We start from the raw sequence: 19,723 nt of genomic DNA on the forward strand, positions 1-19,723 counted from the left end.
GCCCGGCGGTCACCTGCGACGGATCGGCACTGACCACCGTATGCGACTCCGCCTTCGGAATCTCACGGCCGATCGCATCCGACGTGCTTCCGTCGTAGATTCCCGTACCGGAATATGTGGCGGTGATGCTGTGTCCACCTGCACCAAGTGGAACCGTCAGACTTGCCATGCCGGCCACCACGGAAACATTAGGGGCTAGCACTTTGTCGCCGTCCTTGAACGTTACCGCACCACCGTCGGGAGCCGGCGCGCCCGGGGTTCCGTCCGCATTCGTGACCGTCGCGGTGAACGTCACAGGCTGAGACACCGTCCATGACTCGGCGGCCGGACTCGCAGTCAAAGCCGTAACAGAACGCTCCTTGATCACATCAAATGTGTTCAGGCTTGGCGAATACTGGAAAGATTTATAGAATTCACTTTCAACACATTGGTCCTGACCTACGCGGCATGGACTATAGGTCACGAAATAACTATAATGCCCCGATGGAATTTTTATGGGAACCTCGGCAGTTCCATCAACAAGGTTCACAGGCCCTGAATCTGTGTTCACCCCCTGCTTTTGACTGTGGAAAGTGACCGACCCGGTGGGCTCCGGAATGGAAGGGCCCGGGGAGGCGAGCGTTATGGAGTAGGTATTGTTACTCCGCCAGACGTTCAGGCATTTTGCAGCCTGCCCCCCTTGGGGACATTGCGGCGAGAAGGCTTCATTGGTCACAACCGGATCCACCGGTTGCCCCGGGCTCGGCCAGTAGACCTCGGCCGATTTCAAGCCGTTGAATGCTTCGCTGCCCGCAGCCGATTGACCGCCGCCGATAACGAGAGCTTTACCGTTCGGCACGCTCAATGCGATCGCATATACTCTGGGGGACTTCATATCACCTGCACTGCTCCACTCGCCGGATGTGGGGTCGTACAGTTCTGCCGATTTTAGGACGCCTCTCATTCCATCGGATCCGCCGGCCACGAGGACTTTACCGCCAGGTATTACGACTGCATTCGTCGAGGCAAACCTGACATTCGCCATATCACCCTTTGTGAGGGTCCAGGATTTTGCATCCGGATCATAGAGCTCCGCCGACTTAACTCCTCCGCCGGCCACTAGGGCCTTTCCGTTGGACATGGTCGTCGCCGTCGCTGCCGCACTCGAGCGGGCGGCGTTCATGCTGCCTGCATTGCTCCATGAGTCGCTGCCCGGATTGTACATCTCTGCCGAGTTCAGGTCGCCGTCATTGTTGTCTCCGCCGGCGATAAGAATTCCCCCATTTTGAGGGAGTGTATTCATGACGGTTGCCGTCGCGTTGGCGCGCGCGACGGTCATGCTGGCCGCAGCCTGCCAGTGGCCGGTCTTCGGGTCATACACTTCCGTCGAATTCAGGTAGTTCCTATTGGTGCTACCATCGCCACCAAAACCGCCAGCAACAAATACTCTGCCGTTGATGGCGGCCGTGAATGCACCATGGAATGCCGTCGCCGTTGCATCCATGCGGTATTGTTTCATGCTATCGGTAAATCCCCAGAGCCCGGTTTTCGGGTCGTAAATTTCAGCCGAATTCAGAGCAAAGCTAGCGATTCGGCCGCCGGCGACGAGCACTCTACCGTCAGGAAGGAGGGTAGCCGTTGCATCCCTTCGCGCCTGTTTCATGCTGCCGGTCTCATTCCAGGATCCGGTTTCCGGATCGTAAATTTCAGCCGAATCCAGGGCAGCTTCATTTCCATCGTCGCCGCCAGCGACCAGAACCTTTCCATCGGCCAGGACCGTCGCCGTCGCATGCAGGCGGGCCGCGCTCATATCGTTCTTGGTGAAAGCCCAAAGGCCTGCGGCGTGAGTATCTCCCGCAAAGAAGGCGAGACCAGCAATCGCAAGTGCGGCAGCGAGAAGTGCGGCCACGATGGCGTGCACGGCACGCCCGTGCGGTGCACCCGCCGAAAAGAGACGCGAACCCTTGGAGGGCCGTCTCCGCGTCCGGCGGCCCAGGGGGCGTCGGCTCGGTGCCCCATGCTCGCTGCCTGGCGCATCCCCGTCACCAGCCGTCCCCTCGAAGCCCGTGAGAGGGGAGGCGATCGTCCCCCGGAGCACCGATCTGGCACGGGCCACCGAGCCTCGGACGAGCCGGCAAAGGCTGGTGGGGATGTCGGCTACCACAGGGACTCCATTCAGCCGGAACCAGCACCGCCCCGTAATCGGATGATCAGGATCGCAGCCGGTCCATTGACCTCGGCCGGCCCAGAGCGCCACATGTCGGGCACGAATCCTGACTCTTCGGGCAAGACCCCGGTCTCGACGTCACGCCGGTACCGCCAGCTGGTTGTTCACTTGACGTGACGTCGGGTGGATCGTTGCCCCGGTTGTGGGACTGACACTGCCGCCCGTCGGGCGATTCGGGACGGGTCCGCCGAGGCCGACACCTGACTGCCCGAGCAGGGCGTGTCGGTCGAGCGGGCCGACCTGCCGGCCACCAGCCGGAACTGGGCCGCCCGGATGCTCGAGCGCGCACTGGCCGCCGATGTGCCGTACAGCTACCTCCCGGCGGACGAACTCCGCAGCCGCTCCCGTGCCCTGCTCCTCCGGCCGGCCGGAGGAGCATCGGGTTCGGTACGTGTCGGCCATCCCGAAGGACGAGGTGCTGCCGCTGCCCGACCGCCGTACCCGTCAGGCCCGTGCGCTGTGGGCGCTGGTGACCGGGGAAGCGTTCGAGCGACGTGCCCGGGCGACAGAAATGCGCCCGACGCTGAGCAGTGAGGACACAGGACGGTTCCGTCCGGCCGTTCCGTGAAAGGGGCCGTGATCTGCGGGAACTCGACGGCCAGCCCGGCTGCGGAACGCGATCCGCCATCCAGCCCCTGGCGCCCCCGCCCGCTCCCGTGTGTCACACGATGCCGTCACACGATGCAGCGAAGCGCCGCCCCACCGCTCGCGGCATGGCCGTGGAGGCGGTCACGACCTGCGGCTTGCATAGCCGGCGTTGCGCCGCTCCCGGGGGCTCTCCCCGCCCCATACGCCGTAGGCGGCGCGGCTGCTACGACCGGCCTCACGGCATGGTTCGGCGACCGGACAGGAGCCGCACCAGTCAGCCGCCTGGCGCTGGTCGGCGACGAACTTGGAGAACCACAGCTCGCTGTCCCGGGTCAGGCAGGGAATCCGGCCGGACGGGTGGGCAAGCACCAGATCGCGCAGCGTCTCGGGGGTGACGGGTTCGCCCGGTTCGGTGTCCGCAGGGGTCGTCGTCGCGGGTGGGTGGGCCGGAGCCGGGATGGCCGCGGGGGCGGGGATGGCCGTGTGGGCCGAGGTGGCCGCGTGGGCCGAGGTGGCCGCGTGGGCCGGGGAGGCGAGGGCCAGGCCCCCGGCGAGAACATCATCTGTGGCTAGGACGGTGACCGATCGCCCTGCCGCGGTCCGGAGTCGACCGGTGCATCGGGGAATCGCGTTACTACCGTCCATGTCGGCCGCCCATCCAAGCGCAGGGAATGAAGATCACTCTTGTCCCGACTCTATGGAATGCTCCGCGAGGAGGTCACGGGAGAGAAACGCTACGAGGCAGGAACGAGGCTCTGCCCTGCAACCGGACCTCAGGGGCAACCCTTCATGGACCGTCCGGTCGGCGTCGGCGCCGGGGCGGCCACGGAGGGCGGATTCGATCACGGGTGCGAAGTAGCAGCATCCCTGCCCCGGCAGGCTGAACCGAAACTTCCTTCACAGCCCGGCCGGCACCGGTCTGGGGATGTCCTCGGTGGGATGCGGGCGGTTTCCACGCTGTGAAGATGAGACCATCTCACTTCAGAGCCTTCCGCAGCTGGCGGCGCGATGTCAGACCGAGCTTGGCGTAGACGTGGCCGAGGTGGTACTCGACCGTCTTGGTGCTGACGAAGAGCTCCCCGGCGATCTCCTGGTTGGTCAACCCCTGGGCTGCGAGGTGGGCGACGGCACGCTCCCGTTCGGTGAGGCCGATCGGGGGGCCCGCGGTGGCCGGCGCCGCGGTAGAGGTCCCGGGGACGGCGGACTGGCCCTTCGTGTCGTCGGGCCGGCCTTCGGCACCCAGCGCGCCGAGCTCGGAGGCCGCCCGCTCGGCGAACGGGGTGGCGCCGATCTCCTGGTACGCGCGCCGGGCACGCAACAGGTGCTCCCGGGCCGCCTCGTGTTCTCCGGTGGTGCGAAGGATCCTGCTGTACGCGTGCTCGAGTCGGGCACGGTGAAGTGGGACGTCGTCGTCGCTGACGGGCAGGGCGAGGCCGTTGCGGTAGGCGGCGATCGCGTTCTGGGTATCTTGTCTGGCCTCGGCGAGCTCCCCCGTCAGCCAGTGCTCGGTCACCCGGAGGCAGGGCGCGTCCTCGGCCATCTCCTGGAGTTGCCCGAGAGCGGTGGTGGCCATGTCCAGGCGTCCGGTGCCGATGTACGCCTCCACCTGCAGCGGGAGCCACCAGACGTGCCAGCCGGCCAGCCGGGCCGCTGCGCCGGGGGGCGCGAAGCGCTGCATGGCCTGGGCCATCGCGGTGGGGTCTCCCTTGGCCTGGGCCAGCACCGCCGCAGCCAGGATCGGGTAGGCGCCGTCGAGTGCTGCTTCGCTCTCCCGGGCCGCCTTCTCGCTGGCTCGTTGGTGTTCCACGGCGGCATCCCAACGTCCCTGGCCGGCGGCCACCATCGCGGCGACGGCGTGTGCCGGGGCGAAGCCGAACAGCTGCCCGTTCGCGGCTGCGAGGGTCAGGGCGTTCTGCGCGGTGACCTCGGCGTCCTCCCAGACTCCCGCCAGATACTGGAACGCGGCCAGGATGAAGTACTCCGAGACCTGGACCTCGGTGACCTCTCCGGCACGCTGCCGGCGGACCAGGGTCATCAGATCCTCCATGCCGGCGTGCAGCTCGCCTGCCATCCCGCGCAGGATTCCGCGCGGGCTGAGCAGGAGACTGTCGGCGAGGGCGACCTGGGCGGCCTGCTCCGGCAGGGCCGTGGTGTCCGCCAGGGCGCGCAGGCCCGCACGCGGCTCCCCCATGTCGGCGGACGCCAGCGAGAGCAGGTACCGGGCGTAGCTGACCGCCCGGGGCGCGGGCAGGTCCAGGCTGAGGGCCCGCAGGAACAGGGGAAGTGCCTCCTCGCCCCGCATCTGCTGGCTGTAGGTGGCGCCCAGCCAGACGCAGGCAAGCGCGATCACCTGCGGTGAGCCTTCGCTCTCCGCGACGTGCAGTGCCTCTGACAGGAGTGCCGCGGCCATCTCCAGGCCGCCTTCGCTGTAGGCGAGGCGCCCCAGGACGCAAGTGCGCAGCGCGGACGGGGTGCAGGTCTCGATGGGGTGTCGTAGCGCGGCGCACCGTCGGTAGTTCTTTCCCAGTAGCAGGCGTACGGCGGCGGTGAGCAGGCGTCTTTCTTGGTCTTCGCGTCTGTCGGACAGGTCTGCGGCCCACAGGAGGAGGGTTGCGGCGCGGCTGAGCTGGCCCTGGGCGGCGACCCGGTCGGCCTCCGTCTGGAGTTCTGTGGCCAGTTCGGGGGCGACGCGGTCGGTGGCCGCGACGCGGTGTGCCCAGGCGGCGGCGGAGTCCACGAGTGGGACGGCGGCGGCGTGCAGGGCTCGGCGCCGTAGTGGGGGGATGGCTCGGTAGATCGCCTCTTGTTGGAGGGTGTGGCGGATTTCGACCGGGCTGGAGGGGTCGCCGGGGCGCCATTCGGCCATTCCGGAGTTGAGCACCGGTTCCAGGGCGGAGGCCGGGTCGTCGACCTGGGCCAGGCGGGCGGCGATGGCAAGTGGGACGCGTGAGTTGAGGATGGCGAGGGCTTCGAGCAGGTCGCGGCTGTTGGGCGGGAGCCGGTTCAGGGCTCGGTGGACGGTGTGGGCGAGCGACTTCGGTGCGGGCAGTGTGCGGAGAGGGTCTGCGAGGTCGTCGGACGGTGTTTCGTTGAGTACCGAGCGCAGGTAGAGCGGATTGCCTCCGGTGTACTTTCGCAGTCGGTCTGCTGCCTCCAGTGTGATGTTGGCTCTGCCCATGGAGCGTGCGAGCTGGATGATCTCCTGGTCGGCGAAGCCGGAGAGGACGATCTGGTGGCCGTGTTCGACGCCTGCGACTATTCGTTGCCAGTCCACCGAGAGGGTGGCGGCGGTGTGCTCACCCGGTCGGCGTTCCGTTCTGGTGATCACCACCACGAGGACCCGCTCGGCCCACAGTCTGCGGGCGGCGAAGCCGAGGGCGGCCATCGACGCTTCGTCGGCCCACTGGATGTCGTCGACCACGGCCGCCACCGGCTGGGTTTCCTGGGCCGCTCCCAGTAGTCGGACCACGTCTGCGCCGACCTGGATCGGTGACCTGGGCTCGGCGGTCGGCGGTCGGGAGAGGGACGGTGCCTCGGCGAGGATGGAGCGGGGTACTTTGCGGATCAGTTGGTCGACGACGCCGAGCGCGTAGTCCTGTTCCGTCAGGTCGCAGGTCGCCCACCAGACGGTGAAGTCGTCGAGTTCGGCGAGTGCCTGCCGTACGAGGAGACTCTTGCCGATTCCTGCTTCGCCTTCGACGACGACAACCCACGGCGTGCCCTCGCGTACCTGGCCGGCGCAGGCACGAAGGGTATCCAGCTGGCTCCGGCGCCCGATGAACTCCTGCTCGCCGTCCGACGCCGAGTGGGGCCCGGAACCGGTAACACCGTACATACCTTCATCTAATACCGGTATGTGTGCCCGTGCGAAGGCGTATGAGCGGTGATCTGTGCGGGTCGTTGTTCAGGCGCATAATTGGCCCATGGCCGGAACGGAGTGTCACGGCAGAGAAGAGGAAATCGCGATAGTGGCCGCCGGTCTCGCCCGGGCGGAGAGCATCGGCGGACAGATCGTCATGGTCGAGGGGCCGGACGGAATGGGGAAGTCCACCCTCATTGCCGCAGCCGCGGACATGGCACGATCCGGGTTCCGAACCCTCACGGTGCGGTGCGAGCAGTCCGGACGGGACCTGCCGTTCGCAGCCGTCCGTCAGCTGTTTCTGTCCCTTCCGGCCCAGCAGCGGCAGGAGTTGTTGTCGCCGCAGCTGATCGCCCTCTTCGACGACCCTGCGGGGGCACACGGCGACCAGGCTATCCTGCCGGCCCTGCTCCGGTTGGCCCGTAGCCTGTGCGACCAGCAGCCACTGGCCCTGTTGATGGATGACGTTCAGTGGGCGGACGACTGCTCCCTGTCTTTCCTGGAGCATCTGGCTTCATGGGTATCCGGCCTGCGGTGCTATCTCGCTGCCGCGATCCGCGAGCCTCCCGGGGCCTGGGGGAGCCCGCTGGCTCCTGCCGGCGCGGACGTGCCGGACGCGGTGCGGACCGTCCTGCGGCCCGGGCCGCTGAGTGTCGAGGACAGCGGACGCCTGCTGGGCGACCGGCTGGTGGCAGCGACAGCCGGCGACCCTCCGGAGGAAGCCTTCGTCCGGGCCTGCCATGCCGCCACCGGCGGAAATCCGCGCTTGCTGGCGGACCTGGCTGACACTCTCGTCGCCAGAGGCATCGCGCCGGTGGCCGTCGGCGCGGAGCGGGTCTCCGCTCTGGCGGCCGAAGCCTCGGCGCGGACGGCCGCCGAGTGGCTGACCCGGATCCCCCGGGCCCATGCCTCGATCGCCGAGGCGATCGCGATCCTCGGGCCCGAGGCGACCATGGCCGAGGCGGCCGCACTCGACGGTCTGCCCGCCGGGGTGGGAACCGGAGTGGACGAGGAACTGAGACGACTCGGCGGCATCCCCGGCCCCGCTGCGGTGGACCGGGGCCGCGCTCCGCTGTCCCCGCCGGTCCGCAACGCTCTGTACCAGGCGATCGAACCCGTCACCCGGGCGCAGGCACACCGGAGGGCGGCCGCGCAGATGCTGGCCGCGGGTGACCTGCGGCGGGCAGCAGGGCAGCTGCTGCAGACGCCTCCTGCGGCAGATGTCCAGACGGTACGCGTGCTGCTCCGGGCCGCCGACGAGGCGATGGCGCGGGGAGAGCCGCAGGAGGCGCTGAGAGACCTGCAACGGTGTCTGGCGGAGCCGCCCGAGCCGGAGCTGCGGGCGGATGTGCTCTTCCGGCAGGGCCGCGCGCGGCTGCTGCTCGACATCCCGGCGGCGGAAGACAGCCTGATCGCGGCCCACAGGCTGAGCAGCCGGTCCCGTCGGGCCGAGATCGCGCTCGACCTCGGCATCGCCATGCTGATGGGATGCCGTGGCTCGGAGTCGCTCAAGGTCTGGCAGCAAGCGCTGGATGACCCTTCGACGCAGGACGAGGAACTGCGCCACCGGCTTCAGGCGTCCGTACTGACCGTTCCGTTGTACGAACCGGGGCAGCAGGAATCGCGCGGTGACATCCTGCGGCGGGTGGCGGCCCTGGGCCAACAGCGGCTCACCACTCCCGGGGGCCGCACGCTCGCCTGCGTGATCGCCGCGCATTACGCGGTCCTGGGCGATCCGCAGGCCGTTCCCCGCGTGTTGCGTGCGATCGGCGGTGGCGCGGAGGATGCATATCCCACGGATGCGGTCCTGCTGGCGCCGGGGTGGCTCGTACTGGTGGCGGCGGAGAGGGACGAGGCCGTCGAGGCCCTGGAAGAGGCGGTGGCCGGGGCCGAGCGTGACGGTTCTCTGACCGCGCTGCTGCCGGCCCTGGCCTGTCGCGCGTCGGCCCTGCTGAGCCGGGGCCGGCTGGCCGAGGCGGAGGACGACGCGAGAAGGGCGGTGGAGGCCGTCGAGGCCACCTCGGCCCAGCTGTGGCGCTCCATCGTCGGTCCGCTGCTCGGCGATGTCCTGATGGAGCAGGGGCGTCTCGGCGACGCCGAATCCGCTCTCAAATGGGCGCATGCGGGCGAGGCGGACTCCACCAGAGGCCTGGCGTACCACCTGCTTCACAGCCTGGGCCGGCTGCACCGGCTGCGGGGACGGCCCGCGGAGGGGCTGGAGGCGCAGTTGGCGGCGGGCAGGTCGTTCGGTGCCGCGGGCGGCCAGAACCCTGCGCTGGTGCCCTGGCAGTCGGAGGCGGCCCTGTGCTTCCACCGGCTCGGGCACTCGGGGGAAGGCCTGCCACTGGCCCGCGAGGAGCTGCGGCTGGCTCGCAACTGGAGTGCCCGGCCGGCCTGGGGCAGGGCTTTGAGGGTCGTCGGCGCCGTCCAGCCGCCCGAGGAGGGGCTCGTCTTCCTCTCCGAAGCGGTCTTCCGGCTCCGGGAATCGTCCGCCCGGCTGGAGTACGCCAAGGCTCTGGCGGCCCGGAGTACGGCCCTGCGCCGGCTGGGGCGGACCTCCGAGGCGGGCGAGGTGTGGGCCGAGGCTGCGGAGCTCGCGCAACGGTGCGGTGCCCGGCTCCCCGCCGAGGAGGAGCCGGCCGAACCGGCGCAGAGCCCCGAACCCGCCGATCTCGCCTCCGGCTTCCTCGCCGCCCCGTCCCAGGCCGCCACCCCCGAGGCGGCACCGGGCGCCACCGACAGCGGCCCACGCACGAAGGAAGCACCCCAGATCACCGTGAGTGAGAACCGTGCCTGCGAACTGGCCGCCGCCGGACGCACCAACCGCCAGATCGCGACGGAGCTGTCCATCTCCGTCAAAGCCGTCGAGCTGCGGCTGTCCAATGCCTATCGCAAGCTCGGCATCAACGGGCGGCGCCAACTCGGTGAAGCACTGAGCCGCTCGACCCGCCAGGGATGAGATGCGATGTCCATGAGCACCGAGGGACGAAATCGCCGCCGGCCGAGCTGGCTGCACCTGCCCCGCCTGGGGTTGGGTATCCGGACCAAGCTCATGGCCATCTGCCTGGTCTCGATCATTCCGATAGGTCTCGCCACGGCGGCCCTGATCAACCAGCAGGACGTGCGCATCGATTTCGCCCGCAGCGAGTTGCAGGGAACGGAGTATCTGCGCCCCCTCAGCACGCTCATCCAGGACACCTCGGTCTACACCGCGCTCCAGCGTCTCCAGGCCGGCGGCGACACGTCCGACACCGGTCGGCTCCAGGCCACCGCGCAGTCGATCGACGCGGGCTTCGCCACACTCGACGAGGTGAACAGCCGGCTGGGCGTGCCTCTCCAGACGACCGTCGCGGACCTGGCTGCGAAGGGGAAGAGCCAGCTCGCGCCCGCTGCGCTCACCGCGGCATGGAACCAGCTGAAGACGGCCCCGGCCGCCGCTGCCGGAGCTCAGGACGCGGAGTACACCAAGCTGATCGACAACCTCCACCAGCTCTACTCCTACGTCGGCGACTCCTCCAAGCTCATCCTCGATCCCGACCTGGACACCTACTACACGATGACCGGCCTGCTGTTGTGGGAACCCCGGCTGGTCAACGAGCTCTACGCGATCAGCGGGACAGCGGTGCCGATCCTGGCCAACCAGTCCGCGAGCACCGCCGACCGGATCGAGGTCGCCCAGGAGAGCAGCGTGCTGGACCAGAACATCCGGGAGCTCAACGACGCACTGGACCGGGCTTTCGCCAACACCTCGTCGTTCAACCACAACAGCGGGCTCCAGCCCGCCCTCCAGCCCCAGCTCGAATCGGCCACCGCCAGCGTGCGCAGCGTCATCGACACCAGCGAACAGCAGATCGTGAACGCTCAGACGATCACCCTCGCACCGGCGGCCTACGGAGCCCAGACCACCACTGCGATCCAGGCCAACAGCACCTTGTGGAACTCCCTGTTCGACCAGGAGAACCACATGCTGCACACCCGTCAGGACACGCTCGAGCAGCAGAAACTGTTCGTCCTCGCCGGTATTGCCGCCGTCCTCGCCGTCATCATCGCGTTGACCGTGGGACTGGCCAGGCGGATCGCACGGAACGTCGCAACCGTCGCCCGGGCCTCCGAGGCACTCACCGCCGGTGATCTCGACCAGCGCGCCGAGGTACGCAGCCACGATGAGATCGGTGCCATGGCACAGGGGTTCAACACCATGGTCGACCGGCTCCAGGAGAGCTACACCGAGGTCGAGCAGAAGGTCACGGAGCGCACCAGCGAGCTGAAGGAACGCAACAACTCCCTGGCCCTGCTGCAAGGCGTCGCCGCTGCCGCCAACGAGGCGCCCACCTGGGACGAAGCGCTGAGGACGACGATGGCGCTGATCGGAGGGAGCATGCACTGGCCGGTCGGCCGCGCCCACCTGGTCGCCGCCGCGGCAGCCGAGGAGGCGGAGAGCGGCCATGAACCGCCGCCCCTGGTCCCCTCCGCCGTGCACTACGACGACGAAACCCTGGTCACCCCGGGGATCCGGGCGGTCGCCGATCTCCTGGACCGTTCGCCTGGCGGGCTGCCCGGATCGGCACGGGCCGATGGCCGGCCCGTCTGGGTCCCCGACGCCGCCGACGGCGTCCCCGGGTCGGCGGGCTGCGAAGGGGCCACCGGCCGCCTCGTGATCCCCGTTCACGTCGGGAAGGAGGTCCCGGCGGTCCTGGACTTCCTGACCGCCGATTGCCCGCCGCCCGACGGTGCCACCATGACCCTCGTGCTCAACGTCGGTTCCCAGCTGGGCCGGGTCCTGGAGCGGGAGCGCGCCGCCGCCAGGCTGGAGAGCGCCAAGGAGGCCGCCGAGAACGCCAACCGGGCGAAGAGTACGTTCCTCGCCACGATGAGCCATGAGATCCGAACACCGATGAACGCCGTCATCGGCATGACGGAGCTGCTCCTCGACACGGAGTTGGACTCCGAGCAGCGCGACTTCGCGAACATCGTCCAGCGGAGCGGTGAGAACCTGCTCACCATCATCAACGACATCCTCGACTTCTCGAAATCGGAAGCCGGGAAGATAGATCTGGAGAACCGCCCGGTCGATTTGCGGGACTGCGTGGAGTCGGCTTTCGACGTGGTAGCGGTGAAGGCCGCCGAGAAAAGGAACCTCGATCTGGCCTACATCATCGACCCGCATATGCCGGACGAGGTCATGGGTGATTCCGTACGCCTCACCCAGATCATGGTCAATCTGCTGGGAAACGCCGTGAAGTTCACCGAGAGCGGCGAAGTCGTCCTCTCCGTGGACCGGAAGGACATCCCGTCCGATCTCCCCGGGGACGAGCACCACGACGCCGGTGTGAACGGTCATCAGGGTGCCATACAGCTGCACTTCAGTGTCCGTGACACCGGTATCGGCATACCGCCGGACCGGATTTCCTCATTGTTCAAACCGTTCGAGCAGTTGGACAGCTCCACGACGAGGCGCTTCGGCGGAACGGGTCTGGGGCTGGCGATCAGCAGCCGGCTCGCGCAGCTCATGGGCGGGACCATGTGGGCCGAGAGCCAGGACGGTGCGGGGTCGACGTTCCACTTCACGATGCTCACCAGCGAAGTTCCGCCCGACCTGCGTATGCGCCGGTTGAACAATTCACGGACCGACCTGCGCGGCAAGCGGATGCTCGTCGTCGACGACAACCCGACCAACCGAACGATCCTCAGCCATCAGGGCAGCTCGTGGGGGATGCTCGTCCGTGCGACCGGATCCCAGCAGGAAGCCCTCGACTGGATCCGCGCGGGCGACCCCTTCGACATCGGGATACTCGACATGCAGATGCCGGACATGGACGGTATCACGCTGTCCCAGAAAATCAGAGAACACCGCGGGCGGCAGGAGCTCCCCCTCTTCCTCCTCACTTCGATCGGCCGGCCCGACGCACCCAAGGAAATGCTCGAAGAATTCGCCGCCCACCATACCAAACCGATAAAAGCGGCGCAGCTCTACAAAGACCTGTGCCGCGAGATCCTGGGCCACCTGCCCTCGGCCGAATCCGAAACGAGCGACACGCAGCGCGAAACAGGACCGCAGAAGGAGCTGCGCATCCTGCTCGCCGAGGACAACGAGATGAACCGACAGGTGGCCCGGCGCCTGCTGGAGAAGATCGGCTACTCGGCCGACATCGTGGAAGACGGCCAGGCGGCCGTCGACGCGCTGCACGAGAACCACTACGACGTCATCTTGATGGATGTCCAGATGCCCCGCATGGACGGCCTCGAAGCGTCCCGCCGGATTCACCGGACCTGGCCCGCCGACCGGCGCCCCCGCATCATCGCCCTCACCGCCAACGCCATGCCGGAGGACCGGGAGAGGTGTGTGGCCGCGGGGATGGACGACTACCTCAGCAAGCCCCTCCACAGTGACGAGCTCGCCGCAGCCCTTGCCCGCTCGTCCCCGCTGGGACAGCCGGACGAAGACCTCCCGGCGAAGGAGGCCGCTGACTCCCCCGAGGAGGAATCCCACGACGAAGATCTCCCGGCGGTCGACACCGGCACCTTCACCCGGCTGGTGGCTTCGTTCGACAAGGCGTTCGTGACCCAACTCCTGGAGACCTTCCGCGAGGACTCGCCGCCACTCGTCGCGACCCTCCGAACCGGTCTCGCCGACCAGGACGCACCCGAGGTCCGGCGAGCGGCCCACACGCTCAAGTCCCACGGCCAGACGTTCGGGTTCCAACGGCTGGCCCCACTGTGCCAGCGCGCCGAGACTCTCGCAGAACAGGGCGACCTGCAGGGCGCCGAACCCGTCGTCACACAGATCGAGCGTGAGTACGAAACCGTCTCTCGGTCTCTCGACCAGCTGCAGAGGGAGCTTGAGCAATGACCACAGGCAAAGACAGGATCCTCGTCGTCGACGACGACCGTACCAACCGCATGATGATCACCTACCGGTTGGAAGTGAGCGGCCTCCTGACCGACACCGCCGAGAACGGCAACATCGCCCTCGAGAAGCTGCGCCGAGAACAGTTCGACGTCGTCCTCCTCGACATCGTCATGCCGGAGCTGGACGGCTACGCGACACTTGAGCACATGAGGGCGGACAGCGCTCTGCGTGACATACCCGTCGTCATGATGTCCGCCCTCGGCGAGATGGACAGCGTCATCCGCTGCCTCGAACTCGGCGCGGTGGACTATCTGCCCAAACCACTCGACTCGCTTCTCCTCGCCTCCCGGGTCAACGCCATCCTTCTTAAGGCGAGGCTCGAACACCTGGAGGAGGAACGTGAGGAAGAGCTCGGAAAGCTCGCCTCCGCCGTCGCCGCGGCCAGGCTCGACTCGCCGGCCTTCCACGAGCTGACCGCCTTCTTCGATTACCCCGGTTCCTTCGGCCGGCTGGCCCGCGAGATCGCCCAGGCGCTCAGAGCGCAGTGACGCAGCCCCCCACGGGGATCCGTGTGCCGCCCCCGGGAACACCGGGCGTTGCATTCGGTCCGCCTGGCACCCCGGCGCCGACACGAGCACGACCGACTCCCCCGCCATATGGCCCGGATCCGTACGGAGATCACCGACGGACGATTCCCCCGGCACACGGACCGCCGCCCTGCGTTCAGCACTCCGTCCAGCTCTCCGTCATCGTGACGCCGGCGCCTGACCCGGAGCGGCCGTCGGCCCGGTGCGCCCTGCCACCGCCGTCGTGAGGCGGCCTACGCGGCGTGCTCTGAGACCATGGGCAGCGGTTTCTCGTCCACCGGCTGCACCGCACGGCCTTCAGATGTCCGAGCTCGGCAGTCCGTGCGTTCGGCGGCCGGTCCAGCACCATTCGATGTTGACCCACGGGCTGTGCTGCCAGGCCGGTGGACGGATCTGCTGGATCTCGCCGTGCCGGCGGATCACCTCGCAGGCATCGTGCACCCGGTCCCTGTCCAGCATGCAGTACGCCCAGTCCAGGTCGGGCCCGTTACTCGCCTCGCAGGAGGCGAAGGTGTCGATACCCCGGGCCCACAGTGCCGGAACCACGGACAGCAGGCCGAGGTCTATGGCCGCCAGCGTACCGCCGTGGAGGTACTGCGGATGGTGGATCGATCCGGCGGGACGCAGTAGGGCGACCGCCGTGTGCCTGGTCCAGGCGGGCAACGCGGACTGCCGGACGGCGACGGCCGTCATCGGCTGCGGGGCCGTGCCCGGCGGCGACTCGGACACGGGAACGCCGAACCGGCCGTGACGGCTCCGATGGGAACGGGCGGACATACGGCCAGCCTGGCGTTGACCGGCGATGGCGACTACGGCCGAACGCGCAGCGAGAGGGGCACACACCCTGCCGTTGAGAGATCACGGCGGCACCGTCCGACTCGGTGGTCGGAGGGCAGCTGCCCGGTGCTACGGGAGCAGGACGAGGCGTCCGGTCGCCCGGCCGTTCTCCAGCAGTGCGTGGGCGTGCGGGGCCTGGGAGAGCGGCAGCGCCTGGACCTGTCCCGCGCGCAGTGTTCCCCCGGCGAGCAGGGAGTTGAGTGCCGCCGCGGTGTCGGCCAGTTCGTCGGTCGTGGCGTTGGAGAGCGCGAACCCGCGAAGGCTCGCGTCCCGGGTGTAGAGCGTGCCGACCGGCAGGGTCGGGTGGGCGTCGAGGCCGGCCATCAGGATCACCCTGCCGCGGGGGGCCAGCAGCGGGACGACCTGTTCGAGGTCGTGGTGGCCGGAGGTGTCCCAGTACACGTCGATGCCGTCCGGTGCGGCCTTGTGCAGGCGCCCGATCAGATCGGGTGCGCGGCGGTCGAGGACTTCCTGGGCACCGCTGGACCGGCACCACGGGACCTGCTCGGACCGTGCGACGGCGATGACCCTGGCCCCGGCCTCCGCGGCGATCTGTACGACCGCGCTGCCGACCCCGCCGGCCGCTCCGCCCACGACGACGGTCTCGCCGGCCCGCAGCCGTGCTTCCCGGAAGAGGCCGAGGTGGGCGGTGGCACCGGTGTGGAGCACCGCGGCCGCCGCCACCGGGTCGACACCGGCGGGCAGGGGGTAGAGGCGCTCGGCGGCGACGATGGTGTAGGTCGCCGACGGTCCCTGGCGGCCGCCGTGGCCGAGGCTGTTGCACCAGACCGCGTCGCCCGCCAGGAAACCGGCCACCCCGGTCCCGACGGCTGCCACGGTGCCGACCGCGTCGCGCCCGATGACGAAGGGGAACGTCAGCGGTGTCGGGTAGGCGCCCGAGCGTACGAAGGTGTCGACGTGGTTGACCCCGATCGCCTGTGTACGGACCAGGACCTCTCCGTCACCGGGGACGGGGGTGGGCAGCGCCCCGACCCGGATCACGTCGGCCGGCCCCGTGGCGTCGATGTACGCGGCGGTGACCGTCGCGGGCGGGCTAGTCATGGGCCACACCGTAGGTGTCGGCCCAGGCTCGCTCCAGGTCCGGCTCGCTCCACTTCCCGAAGGTGTAGGCGGGTGAGTCCACCGGCAGCGCCCGCTCCACCCGGATCAGCACCGCCTCGTGGCACGGATAGGCGGGCCCGTGCATGTCCATCACCCACTTGCGCGACCAGGCGTACACGGGGTCTCCCTCGCCGCGGAATTCGGCGGTTCCCTTGAACCGGAAGCCACGCCGTTTGAGGAAGTCGATCACGTTCACCTCCAGCCGGGGGTCCCGCCGGAGGTTCGCCACGGTGGTGGGGGAGGCCATGTCCATGAAGACCAGGTGGTCGTCGTCGTAGACGAGCAGCGATCCCTTCGGGGACAGGTTCGGGGAGCCGTCCTCGCAGACCGTCGCCACGAACGCGAGTTTCGCGCTGTCGACGATCGCGCGCATGTCCTGTGTGATGATCCCCATGCTGTCCCTCGTCTCACTACTCCCGGATGCGCTGCGCGCTCCGGGCTCTGGATGTCGTCGAGTGCCAGTGTCGGCGAGGTCGGCGGTTCTCACCATTGCCCGCCGCTGGGGTGCGGGGCCGGCTGTCCGCCATGTGGCATCCCGCGAGACCACTGCCGAACGGGTGTCCGATCGTTGGAGCCGAGGAGATCCGCCACCGGTTCCGTCCCGGCTCCACCGGGGGCGCCCACCGTCCCGATGTACTCGACGTCCGTCGGTTCCCTCAATTCTCCTCGACCATCCGCATGAACCGGAGGTCACCGCCTTCCTTGCAGATCACCTCCACCGGCAGCCAGGGCTCCAACAACCAGTGCACGATGCTGTCGGGCCCCGCTGCCAGCGGCCGCAGGCTTCCACCGACCGCTTCGGCGACCTGCCGCGCTTCCACGGCCGTCAACCGGGGGGACGTCGTCGCCCGTCGGCCCCCGTCGAGTTCGACCAGTACCGCGTCCGGCCGGCGCACGGCTCCGACGATTCCTACGACGAGGGCACGCCGGACCGGAGAGGGGAGACCGCCGCGGTCCATCGCGTCAACCGCCACTGCACCGCACCGTCCATGACCGCGGAGAAGACCTCGTGCTGCGGCCGCCCGCCGTACGCGGTACCGGCTCGGAGAAGACATCGGTCAGATCCTGTGCCATGCACATCCGCTCACTCCCGGGTAGCGAGACCGGCTCGGAACACCCGCCCCGCCGAACGGTTCGCTCAGGGGCCAGTTCCGATTCCGCCCCCACGCCGGATGAGCGGCAACCGGGCGATCCGGGTCGGGGCGGGGCGGAGCTCCGGTCCGGCCCGCACCTCCGGGGCCCGCCGGGGGTGACTTGCGTCAGGCCGTCCGCGGGAATTGACTGGCGATACCGGTCAGCTCTCCCTTCCCGGCCCGGAGGCCCGTGATGGAGGTCTACAACGATCAGTACATCGGCGGTCGCTGGCGGCCGTCCGTCGGCGACGGAGTGATCACTGTCATCAATCCGGCCACCGAGGACAGCCTCGCGGTCGTCCCCGCCGGGAGCGCCGCCGACATCGACAGTGCGGCCACGGCCGCCCGGGCCGCTCAGCGCACCTGGGGTGCAACCGACCCCGGAACACGGCTCATCCACCTGAAGGCGATCCACGAGGGCCTGGTCGCGCGGCGGCACGAGATCGCCGACACGATGACCGCCGAACTGGGCGTGCCGATCGGATTCTCCACCGAGATCCAGACCGGCCTGCCGATCGCGGTCGCCGACAGTTACGTCGAGATCCTGGCCGACTACGAGTTCACCGAGAAGGTCGGCAACTCCACCGTCTACCACGAACCCGCAGGAGTCGTCGGCGCGATCACGCCCTGGAACTACCCGCTGCACCAGATCGTGGCCAAGGTCGTCCCCGCCCTCGCCGCCGGCTGCACGGTGGTGCTGAAGCCCGCCGAGAACACTCCTCTCGTGGCACGCCTGTTCGCCCGGATCGTGCACGAGGCGGCTCTCCCGGCCGGGGTCTTCAACCTCGTCACCGGCCTCGGCTCGGAGGCGGGCACGGCGCTCGCCGGCCATCCCCAGGTGGAACTGCTCTCCTTCACCGGCTCCACCGCCGTCGGGCGCTCGATCGCAGAGCTGGCGGGGCGTGACATCAAGCGCGTGGCACTCGAGCTCGGCGGCAAGTCGGCGAACGTGGTGCTCCCGGGTGCCGACCTCGCCACGGCGGTCACCGTCAACATGGCCTACATCTTCAGCAACTCCGGTCAGTCGTGCAATGCCTGGTCCCGGCTGCTGGTCCATCAGGATCAGTACGAGGAGGCGGTCACGCTGGCAGCCGAGGCCGCGTCCACCTACGTGCCCGGCGACCCCACCGATCCCGAGACCCTGATCGGCCCGGTCGTCAGCGCACGGCGGCGCGACCGCGTACGCGGTTACATCCAGCTAGGTCTGGATGCCGGCGCACGGCTCGTGACCGGCGGCGTCGAGGCGCCGGCCAACTGCGAGCGGGGCTTCTACGTCCGGCCGACGGTCCTGGCCGACGTCACCCCGGACATGACGGTGGCCCAGGAGGAGATCTTCGGACCGGTCCTGTGTGTCCTCGCCTATCGCGACCCGGAGCACGCCCTGGCGCTGGCCAACGGAACCGCCTACGGCCTGGCAGGCGGCGTATGGGCGGCGGACGAGCAGAGTGCCATCGCCTTCGCCCGACGCATGGACACCGGGCAGGTGCACATCAACGGGGGCAGGTTCAATCCGCAGGCACCGTTCGGTGGATACAAGAACTCCGGTGTGGGACGGGAACTGGGCCGCCAGGGCTTGGAGGAGTTCCTTCGTACGAAGTCCCTGCAGTTCTGAGGCCGGGCGGGTCAGCACGTAGGGGGCGGTGCCGCCCGGACGCAGACCCGGTTGCTGAGCGGTTGCTTCCAGTCCGCCGAGGACCACCTTCGGCGGTCTCGGCGTCAAGGGAAGCACCCGCCTGCGCTTCGGAAACGTCCGGCGGGCACACGGGACGCCTATGCCAGCTCGACGGCGGTGCCGTCGTATTGCACCGCAACAGGTCCGTGGCAGTGCATCTCCCCAGCGGCACCGGTCACTTTTGCATGCCAGAAGTACTTGGCCATGAACACCTCCAAGCTCAGGTAGCAGCTCCAGGAAACTCCGCCCTGGCCGGCACGACGACCACACGAATCGCCTTCCACCCGTACGCCGTCCCTGATCTGCCCGGTCCGCTGCCCGAACGGGGCGCGCCGCCACCTGACGCCCCGTCGGGCTTCCGCATCACGGCGCCGATGCGGAAGCGGAGGGGGCCGCGGGGGTCGTGGGGCTCGAGGACTTGCCGGCGGCGGTGGCCGAGGGGCTCGGCGCCGGTGCGCCGGAAGGGCTCACGGCCGGGCCGGCCGGGGGCGTGGTCGTGGTCGAGGGGCTCCCGGACGGGGCGCCGACGCTTCCCGGATCCGCCGTCGTGTCCGGTGAGCCCGATGGCGAGGGTCCGGACGGTGAGCCGGAGGGCGACGGCCCGGACGGCAGGACGGCGGCCGGGCCGGAGCCGCCGGTGGACGGTGCCACGGGCGCCTTCCGGGGCGGTTCGGACCGGCCCGGGGTGAGCGAGGTGCCGGTCCGGGAGTCCCCGCCGGTCAGACTGCTCACGGGCCGGCCCGCCAGTACCTCGACCGCCAGGATCGGCACCATCGCCAGGGCGAACACCAGCGCGGAGGCGGTCGTGTACGTCCGCCAGCCGCGGCGGCCCTTCGCCCGGACCAGCCGCGGCTCGCTCCACTCCCCCG

The 19,723-nt window shown here is 69.0% G+C and carries 12 protein-coding genes and 1 pseudogene; 6 read left to right on the forward strand and 7 right to left on the reverse strand.

Annotation, left to right across the window (positions count from 1 at the left end; translation table 11 throughout):
- Positions 1-1,900 (reverse strand): kelch repeat-containing protein (locus AA75_RS47205; RefSeq protein WP_199520292.1); only part of this gene is annotated, 1,900 nt, incomplete at its 3' end.
- 697 nt (positions 1,901-2,597) lie between these two features.
- Between AA75_RS47205 and AA75_RS49145 the strand changes: the two genes are divergently transcribed.
- On the forward strand, positions 2,598-2,774 hold the full coding sequence (locus tag AA75_RS49145) for a hypothetical protein (protein WP_158515469.1): 177 nt from the start codon (positions 2,598-2,600) through the stop codon (positions 2,772-2,774).
- Positions 2,775-2,935: 161 nt separating this feature from the next.
- Here AA75_RS49145 and AA75_RS53945 read toward each other — a convergent pair whose 3' ends face one another.
- Positions 2,936-3,439 (reverse strand): WhiB family transcriptional regulator, encoded by a 504-nt coding sequence (locus tag AA75_RS53945; RefSeq protein ID WP_082526360.1) that lies wholly within the window; start codon positions 3,437-3,439, stop codon positions 2,936-2,938.
- A 331-nt stretch (positions 3,440-3,770) separates the two neighbouring features.
- Positions 3,771-6,629, reverse strand: a complete 2,859-nt coding sequence (locus tag AA75_RS53645) for a LuxR family transcriptional regulator (RefSeq protein ID WP_051812031.1) — start codon at positions 6,627-6,629, stop codon at positions 3,771-3,773.
- Between the two features lie 88 nt (positions 6,630-6,717).
- On the opposite strand from AA75_RS53645, the gene AA75_RS08900 reads away from it, so the two are divergent.
- From AA75_RS08900 to AA75_RS08910, 3 genes are read left to right on the forward strand one after another with little or no spacing between them, the layout of a single operon-like run.
- A complete protein-coding gene (locus AA75_RS08900) occupies positions 6,718-9,612 on the forward strand; it encodes a LuxR family transcriptional regulator (protein ID WP_082526361.1) in 2,895 nt (964 codons plus the stop codon).
- Positions 9,613-9,618: 6 nt separating this feature from the next.
- Positions 9,619-13,503, forward strand: a complete 3,885-nt coding sequence (locus AA75_RS08905; RefSeq protein ID WP_051812032.1) for a response regulator — start codon at positions 9,619-9,621, stop codon at positions 13,501-13,503.
- A complete protein-coding gene (locus AA75_RS08910) occupies positions 13,500-14,051 on the forward strand; it encodes a PleD family two-component system response regulator (protein ID WP_051812033.1) in 552 nt (183 codons plus the stop codon). The genes AA75_RS08905 and AA75_RS08910 overlap by 4 nt, the downstream gene beginning before the upstream one ends.
- Positions 14,052-14,387: 336 nt before the next feature.
- On the opposite strand, the gene AA75_RS08915 is transcribed toward AA75_RS08910, so the two are convergent.
- The 4 genes from AA75_RS08915 to AA75_RS08930 all read right to left on the reverse strand — a co-directional run bounded on the left by AA75_RS08915 (position 14,388) and on the right by AA75_RS08930 (position 16,945).
- Positions 14,388-14,819 carry a hypothetical protein gene (locus AA75_RS08915; RefSeq protein ID WP_033819294.1) on the reverse strand — a complete coding sequence of 144 codons (432 nt, stop codon included), beginning with the start codon at positions 14,817-14,819 and terminating at the stop codon, positions 14,388-14,390.
- 177 nt (positions 14,820-14,996) lie between these two features.
- Positions 14,997-15,989, reverse strand: coding sequence for an NADPH:quinone reductase (locus tag AA75_RS08920; protein WP_033819295.1), 993 nt, complete (start codon positions 15,987-15,989; stop codon positions 14,997-14,999).
- Entirely contained in the window at positions 15,982-16,443 is a 462-nt protein-coding gene (locus AA75_RS08925) for a pyridoxamine 5'-phosphate oxidase family protein (RefSeq protein WP_033819296.1), read from the reverse strand. The genes AA75_RS08920 and AA75_RS08925 overlap by 8 nt, the downstream gene beginning before the upstream one ends.
- A 262-nt stretch (positions 16,444-16,705) precedes the next feature.
- Entirely contained in the window at positions 16,706-16,945 is a 240-nt protein-coding gene (locus AA75_RS08930; protein WP_149038032.1) for a hypothetical protein, read from the reverse strand.
- 430 nt (positions 16,946-17,375) lie between these two features.
- On the opposite strand from AA75_RS08930, the gene AA75_RS08935 reads away from it, so the two are divergent.
- Together AA75_RS08935 and AA75_RS08940 are read left to right on the forward strand one after the other, a co-directional pair.
- Entirely contained in the window at positions 17,376-18,794 is a 1,419-nt protein-coding gene (locus AA75_RS08935; RefSeq protein ID WP_033819298.1) for an aldehyde dehydrogenase family protein, read from the forward strand.
- A gap of 463 nt (positions 18,795-19,257) precedes the next feature.
- A pseudogene (locus AA75_RS08940) lies at positions 19,258-19,723 on the forward strand (hypothetical protein); the annotation flags it as partial.

The organism is Kitasatospora sp. MBT63 (assembly GCF_000710465.2).
In the GTDB taxonomy this organism is placed as follows: Bacteria; Actinomycetota; Actinomycetes; order Streptomycetales; family Streptomycetaceae; genus Kitasatospora.

Coding starts and splice junctions, on each gene's coding strand:
- AA75_RS53945 (WP_082526360.1), bottom strand. CDS start 3,439: ATGGACGGTAGTAACGCGATTCCCCGATGCACCGGTCGACTCCGGACC.
- AA75_RS53645 (WP_051812031.1), bottom strand. CDS start 6,629: ATGTACGGTGTTACCGGTTCCGGGCCCCACTCGGCGTCGGACGGCGAG.
- AA75_RS08900 (WP_082526361.1), top strand. CDS start 6,718: ATGGCCGGAACGGAGTGTCACGGCAGAGAAGAGGAAATCGCGATAGTG.
- AA75_RS08905 (WP_051812032.1), top strand. CDS start 9,619: ATGTCCATGAGCACCGAGGGACGAAATCGCCGCCGGCCGAGCTGGCTG.
- AA75_RS08910 (WP_051812033.1), top strand. CDS start 13,500: ATGACCACAGGCAAAGACAGGATCCTCGTCGTCGACGACGACCGTACC.
- AA75_RS08920 (WP_033819295.1), bottom strand. CDS start 15,989: ATGACTAGCCCGCCCGCGACGGTCACCGCCGCGTACATCGACGCCACG.
- AA75_RS08925 (WP_033819296.1), bottom strand. CDS start 16,443: ATGGGGATCATCACACAGGACATGCGCGCGATCGTCGACAGCGCGAAA.
- AA75_RS08935 (WP_033819298.1), top strand. CDS start 17,376: ATGGAGGTCTACAACGATCAGTACATCGGCGGTCGCTGGCGGCCGTCC.